Annotated in this window: 15 protein-coding genes and 1 pseudogene; 10 read left to right on the plus strand and 6 right to left on the minus strand. The window is 71.8% G+C overall.

Going from position 1 to position 12,894, the window contains the following annotated elements; all coding sequences use genetic code 11:
• Window positions 1–114 precede the first annotated feature (114 nt).
• Together ABZ396_RS11135 and ABZ396_RS11140 are read left to right on the plus strand one after the other, a co-directional pair.
• A complete protein-coding gene (locus ABZ396_RS11135; RefSeq protein WP_358916447.1) occupies window positions 115–744 on the plus strand; it encodes a TetR family transcriptional regulator in 630 nt (209 codons plus the stop codon).
• 446 nt (window positions 745–1,190) lie between these two features.
• Complete coding sequence (locus ABZ396_RS11140) at window positions 1,191–1,817, plus strand: 1,4-alpha-glucan branching protein (protein WP_358916449.1); 627 nt, start codon at window positions 1,191–1,193, stop codon at window positions 1,815–1,817.
• On the opposite strand, the pseudogene ABZ396_RS11145 reads toward ABZ396_RS11140, so the two are convergent.
• Window positions 1,814–1,951, minus strand: a pseudogene (locus ABZ396_RS11145) (ferredoxin); the annotation flags it as partial. The gene ABZ396_RS11140 and the pseudogene ABZ396_RS11145 sit on opposite strands and share 4 nt — an antisense overlap.
• Before the next feature lie 229 nt (window positions 1,952–2,180).
• Here ABZ396_RS11145 and ABZ396_RS11150 point away from each other — a divergent pair.
• Window positions 2,181–3,086, plus strand: coding sequence for a Ku protein (locus tag ABZ396_RS11150; protein ID WP_358916451.1), 906 nt, complete (start codon window positions 2,181–2,183; stop codon window positions 3,084–3,086).
• On the opposite strand, the gene ABZ396_RS11155 is transcribed toward ABZ396_RS11150, so the two are convergent.
• The 5 genes from ABZ396_RS11155 to ABZ396_RS11175 all read right to left on the minus strand — a co-directional run bounded on the left by ABZ396_RS11155 (window position 3,083) and on the right by ABZ396_RS11175 (window position 4,986).
• Entirely contained in the window at window positions 3,083–3,334 is a 252-nt protein-coding gene (locus ABZ396_RS11155; RefSeq protein ID WP_358916453.1) for a DUF6233 domain-containing protein, read from the minus strand. The two genes, ABZ396_RS11150 and ABZ396_RS11155, sit on opposite strands and share 4 nt — an antisense overlap.
• 124 nt (window positions 3,335–3,458) lie before the next feature.
• Complete coding sequence (locus tag ABZ396_RS11160) at window positions 3,459–3,617, minus strand: hypothetical protein (RefSeq protein ID WP_358916455.1); 159 nt, start codon at window positions 3,615–3,617, stop codon at window positions 3,459–3,461.
• A gap of 113 nt (window positions 3,618–3,730) precedes the next feature.
• Complete coding sequence (locus ABZ396_RS11165; protein WP_358916457.1) at window positions 3,731–4,168, minus strand: SRPBCC domain-containing protein; 438 nt, start codon at window positions 4,166–4,168, stop codon at window positions 3,731–3,733.
• A 12-nt stretch (window positions 4,169–4,180) separates the two neighbouring features.
• Window positions 4,181–4,525, minus strand: a complete 345-nt coding sequence (locus tag ABZ396_RS11170; RefSeq protein ID WP_358916459.1) for a metalloregulator ArsR/SmtB family transcription factor — start codon at window positions 4,523–4,525, stop codon at window positions 4,181–4,183.
• On the minus strand, window positions 4,522–4,986 hold the full coding sequence (locus ABZ396_RS11175) for an SRPBCC domain-containing protein (RefSeq protein ID WP_358916460.1): 465 nt from the start codon (window positions 4,984–4,986) through the stop codon (window positions 4,522–4,524). Before ABZ396_RS11175 ends, ABZ396_RS11170 begins: the two co-directional genes overlap by 4 nt.
• 691 nt (window positions 4,987–5,677) lie before the next feature.
• Between ABZ396_RS11175 and ABZ396_RS11180 the strand changes: the two genes are divergently transcribed.
• The 7 genes from ABZ396_RS11180 to ABZ396_RS11210 all read left to right on the plus strand — a co-directional run bounded on the left by ABZ396_RS11180 (window position 5,678) and on the right by ABZ396_RS11210 (window position 12,874).
• The gene (locus ABZ396_RS11180) at window positions 5,678–6,892 is read left to right on the plus strand and encodes a prenyltransferase/squalene oxidase repeat-containing protein (protein ID WP_358916461.1); all 1,215 of its coding nucleotides are present in this window, start codon (window positions 5,678–5,680) and stop codon (window positions 6,890–6,892) included.
• Window positions 6,889–7,503: an SCO2322 family protein gene (locus ABZ396_RS11185; RefSeq protein ID WP_358916462.1), complete on the plus strand. Its 615-nt coding sequence runs from the start codon at window positions 6,889–6,891 to the stop codon at window positions 7,501–7,503. The genes ABZ396_RS11180 and ABZ396_RS11185 overlap by 4 nt, the downstream gene beginning before the upstream one ends.
• Window positions 7,496–8,653 (plus strand): energy-coupling factor transporter transmembrane component T, encoded by a 1,158-nt coding sequence (locus ABZ396_RS11190; protein WP_358916463.1) that lies wholly within the window; start codon window positions 7,496–7,498, stop codon window positions 8,651–8,653. Before ABZ396_RS11185 ends, ABZ396_RS11190 begins: the two co-directional genes overlap by 8 nt.
• Window positions 8,650–10,446, plus strand: coding sequence for an ATP-binding cassette domain-containing protein (locus ABZ396_RS11195; RefSeq protein ID WP_359184391.1), 1,797 nt, complete (start codon window positions 8,650–8,652; stop codon window positions 10,444–10,446). Before ABZ396_RS11190 ends, ABZ396_RS11195 begins: the two co-directional genes overlap by 4 nt.
• Window positions 10,443–11,252, plus strand: coding sequence for an ECF transporter S component (locus ABZ396_RS11200; protein ID WP_358916465.1), 810 nt, complete (start codon window positions 10,443–10,445; stop codon window positions 11,250–11,252). Before ABZ396_RS11195 ends, ABZ396_RS11200 begins: the two co-directional genes overlap by 4 nt.
• A gap of 336 nt (window positions 11,253–11,588) precedes the next feature.
• The gene (locus tag ABZ396_RS11205; RefSeq protein ID WP_358916467.1) at window positions 11,589–12,002 is read left to right on the plus strand and encodes a transglycosylase SLT domain-containing protein; all 414 of its coding nucleotides are present in this window, start codon (window positions 11,589–11,591) and stop codon (window positions 12,000–12,002) included.
• 185 nt (window positions 12,003–12,187) lie between these two features.
• Window positions 12,188–12,874, plus strand: a complete 687-nt coding sequence (locus ABZ396_RS11210; RefSeq protein WP_358916468.1) for a YoaK family protein — start codon at window positions 12,188–12,190, stop codon at window positions 12,872–12,874.
• Window positions 12,875–12,894: the final 20 nt, after the last annotated feature.

Consider the following 12,894-nt stretch of genomic DNA (forward strand, 5'->3'; position numbering starts at 1 on the left):
TAGGAGCGGAGTGGGCAGTGGATCGGGTGATTCGCGCCACGACGCGAACCCCTGCCATGCTGTCTGATCACTCGCCCTGAGCCCTGCCCTCACCGACTGTCACGGACGGTACCCATGCCTGCGGAAGCCAAGGTGGACATCGGCGCCAGATCGGCCACCCCGCCGCTCACCGAGCGGCAGGAGGCCCGGCGCCGCCGGATCCTGCACGCGAGCGCCCAGCTGGCCGGCCGGGGCGGTTTCGACGCGGTGCAGATGCGCGAGGTGGCCGAGTCCTCCCAGGTGGCCCTGGGTACGCTCTACCGCTACTTCCCGTCCAAGGTCCATCTGCTGGTCGCGACCATGCAGGACCAGCTGGAGCACATGCACGGGACGCTGCGCAAGAAGCCCCCGGCGGGCGAGACGGCGTCCGGGCGGGTCGCCGAGACCCTGATGCGGGCCTTCCGGGCCCTTCAGCGCGAGCCGCACCTGGCCGACGCGATGGTCCGCGCCCTCACGTTCGCCGACCGCAGCGTCTCCCCCGAGGTGGACCAGGTCTCCCGCCAGACGACGGCGATCATCCTGGACGCCATGGGCCTGACCGACCCGTCCCCCGCCCAGCTCTCCGCCGTCCGCGTCATCGAGCACACCTGGCACTCGGCCCTGATCACCTGGCTCTCGGGCCGTGCCTCCATCGCCCAGGTGAAGATCGACATCGAGACGGTTTGCCGGCTGATCGACCTGACGGAGCCGGGCGAGCCGGAATAAGCGGCTGGAGCACAAGCAGGGGGCATGCGAAGACGGGCAGAATCCGGGCATGCGAAGACCTACGAGACGGGTTCCCTTCGCCAGCATGGTCCGGATCAGGTAATAGGGGTCGCCGTCCGGCCCGATTGCTGCCTTCCGACCTCTCAGTCCGACCGTCGACGTCGGCACCGGCGGATGCTTCTGCATCTGCGTCACGCCAGAGTCGGCTACGCCGCTCGGACTCCCTCACTCGCCTCGTAGGCTTCTCCCAGGATAGAACGCGCAGGGCGGAAGAGAACACCCTAATGGTGGATTTTTTCCATTTTTTCTGATACGCGGCATCTCCAGGTTGCTCGCGCGTTGCACGCCGAGAGGGGTGCTCAGGTCGGCAGCTCGGACACCCGCGGATCAGCCGGGGCGGGAAAGCCTCTGGCGGGGCTCCCGCTCCTGATCGGAGAATCTTCCCCATGGCACTCATCCACAACACCACCCTCAAGCCCACCAAGCCCCAACTCATCACCGCCTGGCTCCCCACCCGCCCGTGGTACCACGGCCCCGCCGCACCGGAGTTGGTGAAGGCCGGGGGGTTCCGGCTCGACGATCCCGCGGGAGAGGTCGGCATCGAGTTCATGGTGGTCACCGAGGGCTCGGGCGCGTATCTCGTACCGCTCACCTATCGCGGCGCCCCGCTCGAAGGCGCCGAGCACGCGCTCGTGGGCACCATGGAGCACGGTGTGCTCGGTACGCGCTGGGCCTACGACGGCTGCCATGACCCCGTGATGACGGCCGAGTTGCGGGCCCTGATCGAGGGGCGTGCCGTGGCGCAGGCGCAGGGCATCACCGACACCCCGGACCGGGAGGTCGCCCGTGAGTACACCGGACCGGGCCCGCTTCCCGGTCTCGGTGCCCCCGTCGACACCGACGAGAGCACCGAGTTCGCCGTATCGGACGACGGCCTGGTCCTGCGGCTGCGGCGCGTACTGACCCCCGGGTCGCTGCCGCCCGCCGACGCGGTCGGGCATGTCACCGGAGTCTGGCAGCAGCCGGACGGCACGCGCGCCAGGGCGTTGTTCGCCGCTCTCCAGCCTCGCTAGTCCTCGGGCGGGAAGACGGGTTCCCCGCTGCCCAGCAAGGTGATCGTGATCGCCTCCACCGGGCAGTTCTCCGCCGCGTCGAGGATCCTGCCGTTGGCGTCCGTCTCCGGGGCCACGGGGTGGGACTGCATGGCGACCCCCGCCGCTGGTGAGGGGTGTCATCACGCCGCGTGGGCCGTCCGTGGGCCGCAATCCGGCTGGACGGCTCATGGCGGAACGAGGACTTTGCCGCGTGGTACCCGCGCGGTGGGCGCCCGGGGCTCTCGCCTGACAGGGCTACGCCTGAGCGCCCCCACCTCACATGCGGGGTCCTCGTACTGCTCGTAGGCTGATGCTGCTCGGGGCCCGCTGTGGAGGTCTGCCATGCCCCGAACCATCTGGTCAGGTGCCATCTCGTTCGGCCTGGTGACCGTTCCTTGCAACGTGGTCAGTGCCACGGAGGATCACAGCGTGCGTTTCCACCAGTACCACTTGGAGGACATGGGCCGGGTGCGGGTGCGGAAGTACTGCGAGATCGAGGATCGCGAGGTCTCCACCGAGGAGATCGGCAAGGGCTACGAGCTGACCAAGGACCAGGTCATCCCGATCACCGACGAGGAGCTGCGGAACCTGCCGCTGCCGACCGCCAAGGCGATCGAGATCGAGGGCTTCGTGCCGCTGGAGTCCATCGACCCCCTTCACATCAGCGCCGGCCACTACCTCCAGCCGAACGGGCCGGTCGCGGCCAAGCCGTACCGGTTGCTGGTCGAGGCCCTGGGCCGGTCGTCGCGGGTGGGCATCGTCAAGTTCGCCTGGTCCGGCCGTGAGCGGCTCGGCATGCTCCGGGTGCGGGACGACGTGATCGTTCTGCATCAGCTGTTGTGGCCGGACGAGATCCGCAGCCCCGACGAGATCGTCCCGCCGCCCGTGGAGGTCGACGAGGACGAGGTCCGCGGGGCGCTCGCCCTGATGGACACCCTGACCCGCGACGACCTCGAAGGGCCCGAGTTCCGGGACACGTACACCGAGGCGCTGGAGGAGATCATCGAGGCGAAGCGGGAGCACAAGCCGCTTCCGGAGGCGCCGGAGCCGGAGCAGCCGGCCAAGGTGCTCGACCTGATGGCCGCGCTGAACCAGTCCGTGCAGCAGGCGAAGGCTGCCCGTGGGGAGCCGGCCGGCGAGGCGGACGTTCACGAGATGCCGAAGCCGAGGAAGAAGGCGGCCGCGAAGAAGCAGCCGGCGAAGAAGACCACGGCGAAGAAGACGACCCGGCGGCCGCGGAGCGCCTAGTCCAGGATGCCCAGCCCTGCGTCCGGCCGGCAGTGTGGGCTGGCCGGGACCCCCTCGGTGAGGGCCTGGAGCGCAGAGGCCCAGTCGATGCCGCGGCTGCGTTCGCCCGCGTTCCAGCAGCCGCCTTCGTGGAGGCACACGGCGTGTTCCGGTTGAGTCCCATCACCAGCATCCACTCGGGAGCCGGCGGCCGGGCCTGCCCGCCGTGCTGCCGTTCGCGTTCCTGCCGCTCCAGGTCGGCGATCCACTGCCGGGCCTGGTCCAGGGCCAGGGCGAGCCAGGTCTCCAGAGTGCGGAGGTGGGGCAGGTCGGGCTGTCCTGTGACAGCGAACCTTGAGCGCATGCCATCCAAGTTTGATCGCTATCGGTGCCCTACCAGCCCATATCCTTGGCCACCTCTTCCTGGGCCGCGGCAATCTCTTCCTCGGTGCACCCGCTGACGTCCACCTCCTCCAAGCGTGCCAGCAGGTCTGCGAGAACCTGCTTCTGAGCTGGGTGCGTGATCGGTACGGCGTTCAGGTCGGTGCTCATCAGCCAGTCAAAGAGCACGATGGCGCCGGAACGCCACAAGCGGAGATCGACGGTTGGCGTGGACGCCCGATCAAGGCTGGGCCGAAGCGTCCGGGGCGGCCTCACAAGCGGCATCAGTGCCAGTTGCTGATCTGCACGTCGTGCGGGTGCGGCGCGCCGGTTCCCGTCTCCACCAGAGACTTCAGGCTCATCAGGAAGATCGCCCATTTGGTGCTGCAGTGGTTCATGAACTCGATCGGCTCGCGCCAGCCCGCGTGCGCGAACATCACGATCGTCCACTCGCCGTCCTGGGTCAGATCGAAGCTCACCCTAGTCCCGACCCAGTCGGCCGGACCCTCGACGACCTCCCACAGCACCCGGGCGTTCGGTTGCAGGTCGAGGACCTTCATGTCGAAGCCGCCGACGTTGCCGAAGCGGAACTTCAGGACGCCGTCGCCGTTCCCGCTCGTGCCGGTCGTCCACCACGCGGCCAAGCCCTCAACCGTCGTGAGCGCCTCGTAGACCTTCCCGGGCGTCGACGTGATTCCCACCCGGTGCAGGATGTCCACCATCTCGTTCTCCCCTTACTTCTTCGTGTTCTTGGCTCGTTGGATCGCCTCGGCGAGGCTCTTGATGCGTCGCAGGCGGGCATCCCACATCGAGCCGACGGAGTTCAGTTGGGCGATGGCACGGGCCAGTTGCGCCTCGTCCACGTGGTAGAGCTTCTCCCGTCCCGATGGCGCGGACCGGACGAGCCCGACCCGGTCGAGCACGACCAAGTGTTTGGTCACGGCCTGCCTGGTCACCGGCAGGTGCTCACTGAGGGTCGTCGCGGTCCCCTGCCCCTCGGCCAGCAGAAGGTCGATCATGCGGCGCCGGGTCGGATCCCCGATAGCGGACCAGAGCTCGTCGTCGACCGCGGTTTTCATCGCGCGGCCGCCAGTCGTTTGGCGACCGCGGCCAGGCGCGGCAGGTAGAAGTCCCAGCCCTGCCGGTGGTCGTTGTAGTGCGCCTCGAGCACGGCTGCTTCCCAACCCCGCTCGCGGTAGCCGGTCTCACGGAAGCGGACCGTGGTCCCCTCCCCCGTGGGGACGAGCTCGAAGGTCACCAGCAGCGAATTGCCCGGTCCCGCTACCTCCGCCTCGTCATACACCCAGCGGAACGAGAACTTCCGCGGCGGGTCGGCCTCGATGACCGTGAACGGCTCGGACTTGCGTCGGCCGTTGTCCTCGTCCGTCCACGTGAGGCTGCCCGTCGCGCCGGCGGCCGGCTCGAACTTGGCCTCGGCACTCCACCAGTCCCGGATGTGCTCGGGGCTGGTGAGCACCTCGAACACCACCTCGGGCGAGGCGTCGATGTGCAGTTCGCGCTCGATGCTCCCGTACTCCATGCCCGTCCCAACCTTTCGCAACCTTTGGTTGCACATGAGGATAGCCGACCCCGGATAGTTACGCAACCAAAAGTTGCACATTCGGGCAAGGTGAATGGGCCAGGAGGACCTCGGCGGGGGCCCGTGAGCGCGAAGCGCTCGAACTCGGCCGGCCCGGCGGTCGGTCGGCCGCCCCGCGTGCCGGAGACGGTGACCAGCCGGCGGCCCCCCTCGATGGGAATGAGGACCCCACCGCGGCCGGGGGCGTCACGCGGGTCGGCCTGGACGTTCACGACCGGGTGAGGGACAGCGTCGTGCTGTTCGGGCGGGCCTCGTAGACCCGGCTGGCGCAGGCCACCCCGGCGTCCACGACGCGCTCCACGACCGGCGGCAGGCCCGGTTCCGTGAGCCACCTGGGAGTCTGGGAGGTCCGGCGGCCGGTAAAGTAGCCGGGTCGTCATCACCCGTACGAGGGAAAGCCGGTGCAAACCCGGCGCTGACCCTTCCCCACTTCTCGGCTTCGCTCGAACCGGGGATACCCCTACCCGTGAACCGTCACCCGACGGTGAGCCGGACCGCCCCGTGCGGAACGTTGATCGGCTCATGTGCGCCGGCACCCGCCGTCGCACGGCACCGTCGAGGTTCACGGAGCCGAGCCGCGGGGGTGTCCCGCGCCGCCCGGCTCCCCCGCAGGGAGAGGCACCCGCCGATCATGACCGTCCTCCGCCGCAGCGCTGCGGTGCTGGCCGCCACCACCCTCATCGGCGCCGCCACGCCCGCCATGACCGCGCTGGCCGCCGACGACCCGTCCCCGTCCGCTTCGACGGTGCTCCCGTCGGGGCTGTTCGGCAGCGCGGACCCCAAGTTCGACGGCGTCTGGCGCCAGTCGCTCGCCCTGCTCGCCCAGCGCACGGTCGGGGTGACCCCGGCGGCGAAGGCGGTGGACTGGCTGACCGGGCAGCAGTGCGCGAACGGCTCGTACGCGATGTTCCGCCCCGAGCCGACGCCGGCCTGTGACGCCAAGGTGACGGTCGACACGAACAGCACCGCGGCCGCCGTACAGGCGCTGACGGCGGTCGGCGGGCACGACGACGCCGTCGGCAGGGCGGTCACCTGGCTGAAGTCGCAGCAGAACAAGGACGGCGGCTGGGGTTACACCCCAGGCTCGCCCAGCGACACGAACTCCACCAGCGTGGTGATCGGCGCGCTCACGGCGGCCGGCGAGAGCCCGGACAGCGCGACGTACGACCTCCTCGCCAAGTGGTCCGTCCCCTGTGGCCAGGACGCTGGGGGCGCCCTCGCCTACCAGCCGGACAAGAAGGGGAAGCTGACCGCCAACGCGGACGCGACGGCCGCCGGGGTGCTCGGCGCCCTCGGCAAGGGGTTCATGGCGACGGCCGGGAACGCCCCGGCGGATGGTTACCTCTGCGCCGACTCCGACAAGACGTTGACGCGAGCGCAGGTGGCGCGCAACGGCGCCAGGTATCTGGGCGACGCCATGTCCCCCAAGGGCTACCTCGTCTCCACGCTCGCCGGCGCCAAGCCCCAGCCGGACTACGGCAACACCGCCGACGCGGTCGTGGCCATGGCCGCGCAGGGCTGGACGAAGGCGGCCAAGAAGCCCTACGCCTGGCTGGAGACCCATGCCGCGCAGTGGGCCCGGCAGAGCGGGCCCGCGGCCTACGCCGAACTGATCTTCGCGGCGCACGCGATGGGCGCGGACCCGCGCGACTTCGGCGGTACGAACCTGGTGACGGCCCTCGACGCGACGGGCCCGGCGCCTGAGGCCGCCGCCAAGCACACCGCGGAGAAGAAGGAGAAGAAGTCGTCGGGCACCGGCGTCTGGTGGGTCGTCGGCACTGGGCTCGTCGCCGGCATCGGCATCGGCTTCCTGTTCAGCGGCCGCCGGAAGCAGCGGCAGCCGTGACCGCCGTCCGCCGTGCGGCGCTGCTGCTCATAGCCACGCTGACCCTGTTGGCCGCCGCCGCGCCGGCGGAGGCCACCGGTTACCGCTACTGGTCCTTCTGGGAGCGAGACGGCTCGCGCTGGACATACGCCACCCAGGGCCCCTCCACGGAACAGCCGGACGACGGCGCGGTCGAGGGGTTCCGGTTCGCGGTGAGCGAGGACTCGGGAGACGCGTCGCAGCCGCGCGGGACGGCGGAGTTCGGGACGGTCTGCGCCGACACGGCCGCGGTCCGGGGGAAGAAGCGGGTGGGGCTGGTCATCGACTTCGGTACGACGGCGGACGCGCCGTCCGCGGAGCAGCCGCCGGCGCGCCGGACAGCCTGTGCGGTGGTCTTGGCGGACGCCACGACGGCGGAGGCGCTGGCGGCGGTGGCGAAGCCGTTGCGGTACGACACGAACGCGCTGTTGTGTGCGATCGGGGGATATCCGAAGCAGGGGTGCGGGGAGAAGGTGGCGGCGGGGGGTACGTCGGGCGGCGGGCCGTCACTGGGGCTGCTGGCCGGGGCGGGAGTCGTCGTGGTGCTGGCCGCGGGCGCGTTCTGGCAGGCTCGGCGGCGGAAGAATGGGTGATCGTCACAGTGCGGGTGCGTGGGGGCTGGTCGCGCGGTTCCCGGCGCCCCTTGAGGGGCGCCGGAAATCCGCCGCCCCCCGGCCCTCACGCACCCGCTCCCTCCACCCCGGCGCCTGGTGGCTCTGGGCCCTCTCCCTCGGTGCCGCCGCCTCCCGCACCACCAACCCTCTCCTCCTCGCCCTCCTGATCACAGTCACCGCCTACGTCGTGGCCACCTGCCGCAGCCGCGCGCAGCGGTCCCGTTCCTACTCCGCCTTCGCCAGGCTCGCCCTCGCCGTCCTCCTCGTCCGCCTCGCCTTCACCGTGCTGCTCGGCTCCCCCATCCCCGGCTCGCACACCCTCGTCGCCCTCCCCGAGGTCCCCCTCCCCCACTGGGCGCAGGGAATCCGGCTGGGTGGCAGGGTCACCGCGGAGGCGCTGGTCTTCTCCCTCTACGACGGCCTCAAGATCGCCACTTTACTGATCTGCGTCGGCGCCGCGAACGCGCTCGCCGACCCGGCCCGTCTCCTCAAGTCGCTGCCCGGCGCCCTGTACGAACTGGGCGTGGCCGTGGTCGTCGCCCTCACCTTCGCGCCGAACCTGATCGCCGACGTCCAGCGGCTGCGCGCCGCCCGCCGGCTGCGCGGCCGACCCGACTCCGGTGTCCGGGGTCTGCTCCAGGTCGGACTGCCGGTCCTGGAGGGCGCGTTGGAGCGCTCGGTCGCCCTGGCCGCCGCGATGGACGCGCGCGGTTACGGCCGCAGCGCCGACGTCCCGGACCGTGTCCGTCGTACGACGGCCGCGCTGACCCTCGGCGGGCTGCTCGGCGTGTGCGCGGGAACGTACGGGCTGCTCACCGCGGAGGGGGCCGGTTACGGGCTGCCCCTGCTGCTGGCCGGGGTGGTCGCCGCGCTGGCGGGGCTGCGGCTCGGTGGCCGCCGTTCGCTGCGTACCCGTTACCGGCCGGACCCGTGGGACGCGCGGGCCTGGCTGGTCGCCGGGTCGGGTGCGGCGGTCGCCGGGCTGCTGGCGCTCGCCGCGGTCCGCGATCCGGACGCCCTGCGTCCCGGGGTCGTACCGCTGGTCGCCCCCACGCTTGCGCTGTGGCCCGCGGCCGCCGCGCTGCTCGGCCTGCTGCCCGCCCTCGTCGTACCGAAGGAGCCGTCGTGATCCGTTTCGAGGATGTCTCCGTGACGTACGAGGGCGCGGACCGGCCGGCCGTCCGGCGCGTCGACTTCGAGGTGCCGGAAGGCGAACTCGTCCTCCTGGTGGGCCCGTCCGGTACCGGCAAGTCGACGATCCTCAACTCCGTCAGCGGGCTGGTGCCGCACTTCACCGGTGGCACCCTGCGCGGCCGGGTCACCGTCGCGGGGCGGGACACGCGGACGCACCAGCCGCGTGAACTCGCCGATGTCGTCGGCACGGTGGGGCAGGATCCGCTCGCCCACTTCGTGACCGGCACGGTGGAGGACGAACTCGCCTATGGGATGGAGTCGTTGGGGATCGCTCCGGCCGTGATGCGGCGGCGGGTGGAGGAGACCCTCGATCTGCTCGGGCTCGACGGGCTGCGGGACCGGGCGATCGCGACGCTCTCCGGCGGGCAGCGGCAGCGGGTCGCGATCGGGTCGGTGCTCACCCCCCATCCGGAGGTCCTGGTCCTCGACGAGCCGACCTCCGCGCTCGACCCGGCCGCCGCCGAGGAGGTGCTGGCCGTGCTCCAGCGGCTGGTGCACGACCTGGGGACCACGGTGTTCCTGGCCGAGCACCGGCTGGAGCGGGTGGTGCAGTACGCCGACCGGGTCGTGCTGCTTCCGGAGCCGGGTGCCGCGCCGGTGTGCGGCACTCCCGCCGAGGTGATGGCCGTGTCCCCGGTGTGTCCGCCGGTGGTGGAGCTGGGGCGGCTGGCCGGGTGGTCGCCGCTGCCGATGACCGTGCGAGACGCCCGGCGGCGGGCGGTCGGACTGCGGGAGCGGCTCACCGGCCGGGCCCCGGACCGACGGCCCACCGCCACCACCGCGGCTCCCCACCCCGGGCCGGCCCCGGACCGACAGGCACCCGCGACTCCCGCCCGGCGGGCAGTCGGACTGCGGGAGCGGCTCACCGGCCGGGCCCCGGACCGACGGCCCACCGCCACCACCGCGGCTCCCCACGCCGGGCGGACCCCGGACCAGCGGCCCACCGCGACTGCCGCGGCTCTCGCCGCGCCCGCCGCCCCCCTTGCCGAGGTCCGCTCCCTCCGCGTCCGCCGGGATGGGGTGGACGCGCTGTGCGGTGTCGGTCTCACCGTCGTTCCGGGCGAGACCGTCGCCCTCATGGGCCGTAACGGCGCCGGGAAGTCCACTCTGCTCAACGCCCTGGTCGGGCTGGTCGAGCCGGGCTCCGGGACAGTCCGGGTCCGCGGCGCGGTGCCGCATCGCACGCGGCCGCGCGACCTCGTACGCCTGGTCGGTCTGGTCCCGCAGGAACCCCGTGACCTGCTGTACGCGGACACGGTCGGCGCCGAGTGCGCGGCCGCCGACCGGGACGCGGGAGCGGCGCCGGGAAGCTGCCGTGACCTGGTGTCCGGGCTCCTCCCGGGGGTCGCCGACGGCACCCATCCCCGTGACCTCTCCGAAGGGCAGCGGCTGGCGCTGGCGCTGGCCGTGGTGCTGACCGCCCGGCCGCCGCTGCTTCTGCTGGACGAGCCGACCCGCGGCCTGGACTACGCGGCGAAGGCCCGGCTGGTTTGCGTACTGCGCGGGCTCGCCGCCGACGGGCACGCGATCGTGCTGGCCACGCATGACGTGGAGCTGGCCGCCGAGATCGCCCACCGGGTCGTACTGCTCGCGGAGGGTGAGGTGATCGCGGACGGGCCGACGGAGGACATCGTCGTGTCCTCGCCGTCCTTCGCGCCGCAGGTGACGAAGGTCCTCGCCCCGCAGCGGTGGCTGACCGTGGCCCAGGTACGGGAGGCACTGGCATGACCGGCCCGGTGCGGCTCGGCCCCCGCTCCCTGGCCGCCCTCCTCCTTGTCAGTGCCGTCGGTGTGGTCGCGCTCGGCTGGCCGTTCCTCGCTCCGCCCTCCTCCCGGATCACCTCGCACGCCCAGGACGCGCCCTGGCTCTTCGCGGGCCTGCTGGTACTGCTGGTGGCCGTACTCGGCGCGACGATCTCCGAGTCGGGGCTCGGTCCGAAGGCGGTCGCCATGCTGGGCGTGCTGGCCGCGACCGGTGCGGCCCTGCGGCCGATCGGCGCGGGCACCGCCGGGATCGAGCCGATGTTCTTCCTGATGGTGCTGAGCGGGCGGGTGCTCGGGCCGGGCTTCGGATTCACCCTCGGCTCGCTCACCATGTTCGCGTCGGCGCTGCTCACTGGTGGGGTGGGGCCGTGGCTGCCGTTCCAGATGCTGGCGATGGGCTGGTTCACGATGGGGGCCGGTCTGCTGCCGGGGGCCGAGCGGCTGCGCGGGCGCGGTGAACCGGCGCTGCTCGCGGCGTACGGCTGCATGGCCGCGTTCGCCTACGGCATGGTCGTGGACCTGGCGGGCTGGCCGCTGCTGGCCGGCAACGCCTCGAACCTGGCCTTCGACCCGCACGCCGGGCCGGCCGCCAATCTGGCCCGGTTCCTCGCCTACAGCCTGGCCACCGCCATGGGCTGGAACCTGGGCCGGGCCCTGTGCACGGTCGTGCTCACCCTCGTCCTCGGGCCTGCTCTGCTGCGGGCGCTGCGCCGGGCGACCAGGCGGGCCGCTTTCGAGACCGCGGTCACATTCGACGGCCCCGGGGCGTGAGACGTCGTACGCGCCCGGTGACGCGACCGGTGAAGCACCCCACATGACCCACGTCACCTACTACGCGAGACAGTAGTCATACTTATACCTTATGCCCGTTTCGTAACGGCCGCTGACCTGCGCTTTGAGACCCACGCCACACGACGGACCATCCCCGCCTATGCGACCGCAACTAGTAAAAGGGGTGATTGCGGACGGGTTTCCGGGCTGTTTCTCTGGACGACGTCGCCAGGCACCACGAGCCCACAGCGGGCCAGGGCGCCGACGCACACGGCCACCGCCTACGGGTGGTTCCGGAGCACGGCGACCCCCTGTCCCCGAAGAACGAGGTTCTCCGTGTCCGTGTCCGTCATCCGCCGCATCGCTTCCCCGAAGAAGGCCATCACCGCCGTCGCCGTGGCCGCCGCCACCGCCGGCATGGCGCTGAGCGCGGCGCCCGCCCAGGCCGCCACCACCTCGGCCTCCTCCGCTCAGGCGATCGCGCACAAGATGATCCCGGACGCCGCGCAGTACAACGCGTTCAGCAAGATCGTCGAGCATGAGAGCGGCTGGAACCCCAGCGCCACCAACGGCTCCTCCGGCGCCTACGGCCTGGTCCAGGCCCTGCCGGGCTCGAAGATGGCGTCCGCCGGTTCCGACTGGAAGTCCAACCCCGCCACCCAGATCAAGTGGGGTCTGGACTACATGAACTCCCGCTACGGCAGCCCGACGGCCGCCTGGAGCTTCTGGCAGGCTAACGGCTGGTACTGAGCCGGCCGACCCGCTCCCTCCGGAACCCCGGCACCCTCGCCCCCTCCTCCTGGGCGGGGGTGCCGACGTATGTCCGGACGTGGTGGACTGATGCCCCAGGGCCCCCAAGGCCCCCCGGAGCTCCAGAGCCCCCAGGGCCCCCAGAGTCTTGGAGCCACCCGTCCGGCGCGACCCCCGGAGGAGCGATGCCCACGGCGACACCGACCCGCGATCCCGAGACCCGCGGTGTGCGCATGGTGATCGTACTGCTGTCCCTGACCTTGGTGAGCGGCCTGATCGACGCCGCCAGCTATCTCGGCCTGGGCCATGTCTTCACCGCGAACATGACCGGCAACGTGGTGGTCCTGGGCTTCGCGGCCGCCGGGGCGCCCGGCTTCTCCGTCCCGCACTCGGCGACCTCCCTGGCCGCCTACCTGCTGGGCGCGACGCTGGGCGGCCGGGTCGCGGCCCGGTTCGGCACCGGCTCCCGCAGGCGGTGGATGCGGGTGACCCTGGCCGCGGAGGCGGTCCTGCTGGCCGTGTCGGCCGTGTTGGCCTTCGCGCGGCCCGGCGGGACGGCGACGACGTACACCCTGATCGCGCTGACCGCCTTCGCGATGGGTCTGCGCAACGCGAACGTCCGCAAGCTGGGTGTCCCCGACCTGACGGCGACCACGGTCCTGACGACGACCCTGACCGGCCTCGTCTCCGAGTCCCGCCTCGGCGACGCCACCAACCCCCGCTCCCCGCGCCGCGCGGCCGCGGTCCTCGCGCTGATCGCCGGCGCGGTCCTGGGCGCCTGGCTGGTCCTCCACCAAGGCCTGGGGATCCCCCTGCTCATCGCGGCCGCGGTCTCCGGGGTACTGGCGGTGGTGGCTTCCGGGCGGGAGTGAGCGGTACCGGCGTCTCGGGG

This window comes from Streptomyces sp. NPDC005866 (genome assembly GCF_040629895.1).
GTDB lineage: Bacteria > Actinomycetota > Actinomycetes > Streptomycetales > Streptomycetaceae > Streptomyces.

What these genes read in the sequence shown, in the direction of transcription:
- ABZ396_RS11135 (WP_358916447.1), top strand. Translation starts at nt 115, where the DNA reads ATGCCTGCGGAAGCCAAGGTGGACATCGGCGCCAGATCGGCCACCCCG.
- ABZ396_RS11140 (WP_358916449.1), top strand. Translation starts at nt 1,191, where the DNA reads ATGGCACTCATCCACAACACCACCCTCAAGCCCACCAAGCCCCAACTC.
- ABZ396_RS11150 (WP_358916451.1), top strand. Translation starts at nt 2,181, where the DNA reads ATGCCCCGAACCATCTGGTCAGGTGCCATCTCGTTCGGCCTGGTGACC.
- ABZ396_RS11160 (WP_358916455.1), bottom strand. Translation starts at nt 3,617, where the DNA reads ATGAGCACCGACCTGAACGCCGTACCGATCACGCACCCAGCTCAGAAG.
- ABZ396_RS11165 (WP_358916457.1), bottom strand. Translation starts at nt 4,168, where the DNA reads ATGGTGGACATCCTGCACCGGGTGGGAATCACGTCGACGCCCGGGAAG.
- ABZ396_RS11170 (WP_358916459.1), bottom strand. Translation starts at nt 4,525, where the DNA reads ATGAAAACCGCGGTCGACGACGAGCTCTGGTCCGCTATCGGGGATCCG.
- ABZ396_RS11175 (WP_358916460.1), bottom strand. Translation starts at nt 4,986, where the DNA reads ATGGAGTACGGGAGCATCGAGCGCGAACTGCACATCGACGCCTCGCCC.
- ABZ396_RS11180 (WP_358916461.1), top strand. Translation starts at nt 5,678, where the DNA reads ATGACCGTCCTCCGCCGCAGCGCTGCGGTGCTGGCCGCCACCACCCTC.
- ABZ396_RS11190 (WP_358916463.1), top strand. Translation starts at nt 7,496, where the DNA reads ATGGGTGATCGTCACAGTGCGGGTGCGTGGGGGCTGGTCGCGCGGTTC.
- ABZ396_RS11200 (WP_358916465.1), top strand. Translation starts at nt 10,443, where the DNA reads ATGACCGGCCCGGTGCGGCTCGGCCCCCGCTCCCTGGCCGCCCTCCTC.
- ABZ396_RS11210 (WP_358916468.1), top strand. Translation starts at nt 12,188, where the DNA reads ATGCCCACGGCGACACCGACCCGCGATCCCGAGACCCGCGGTGTGCGC.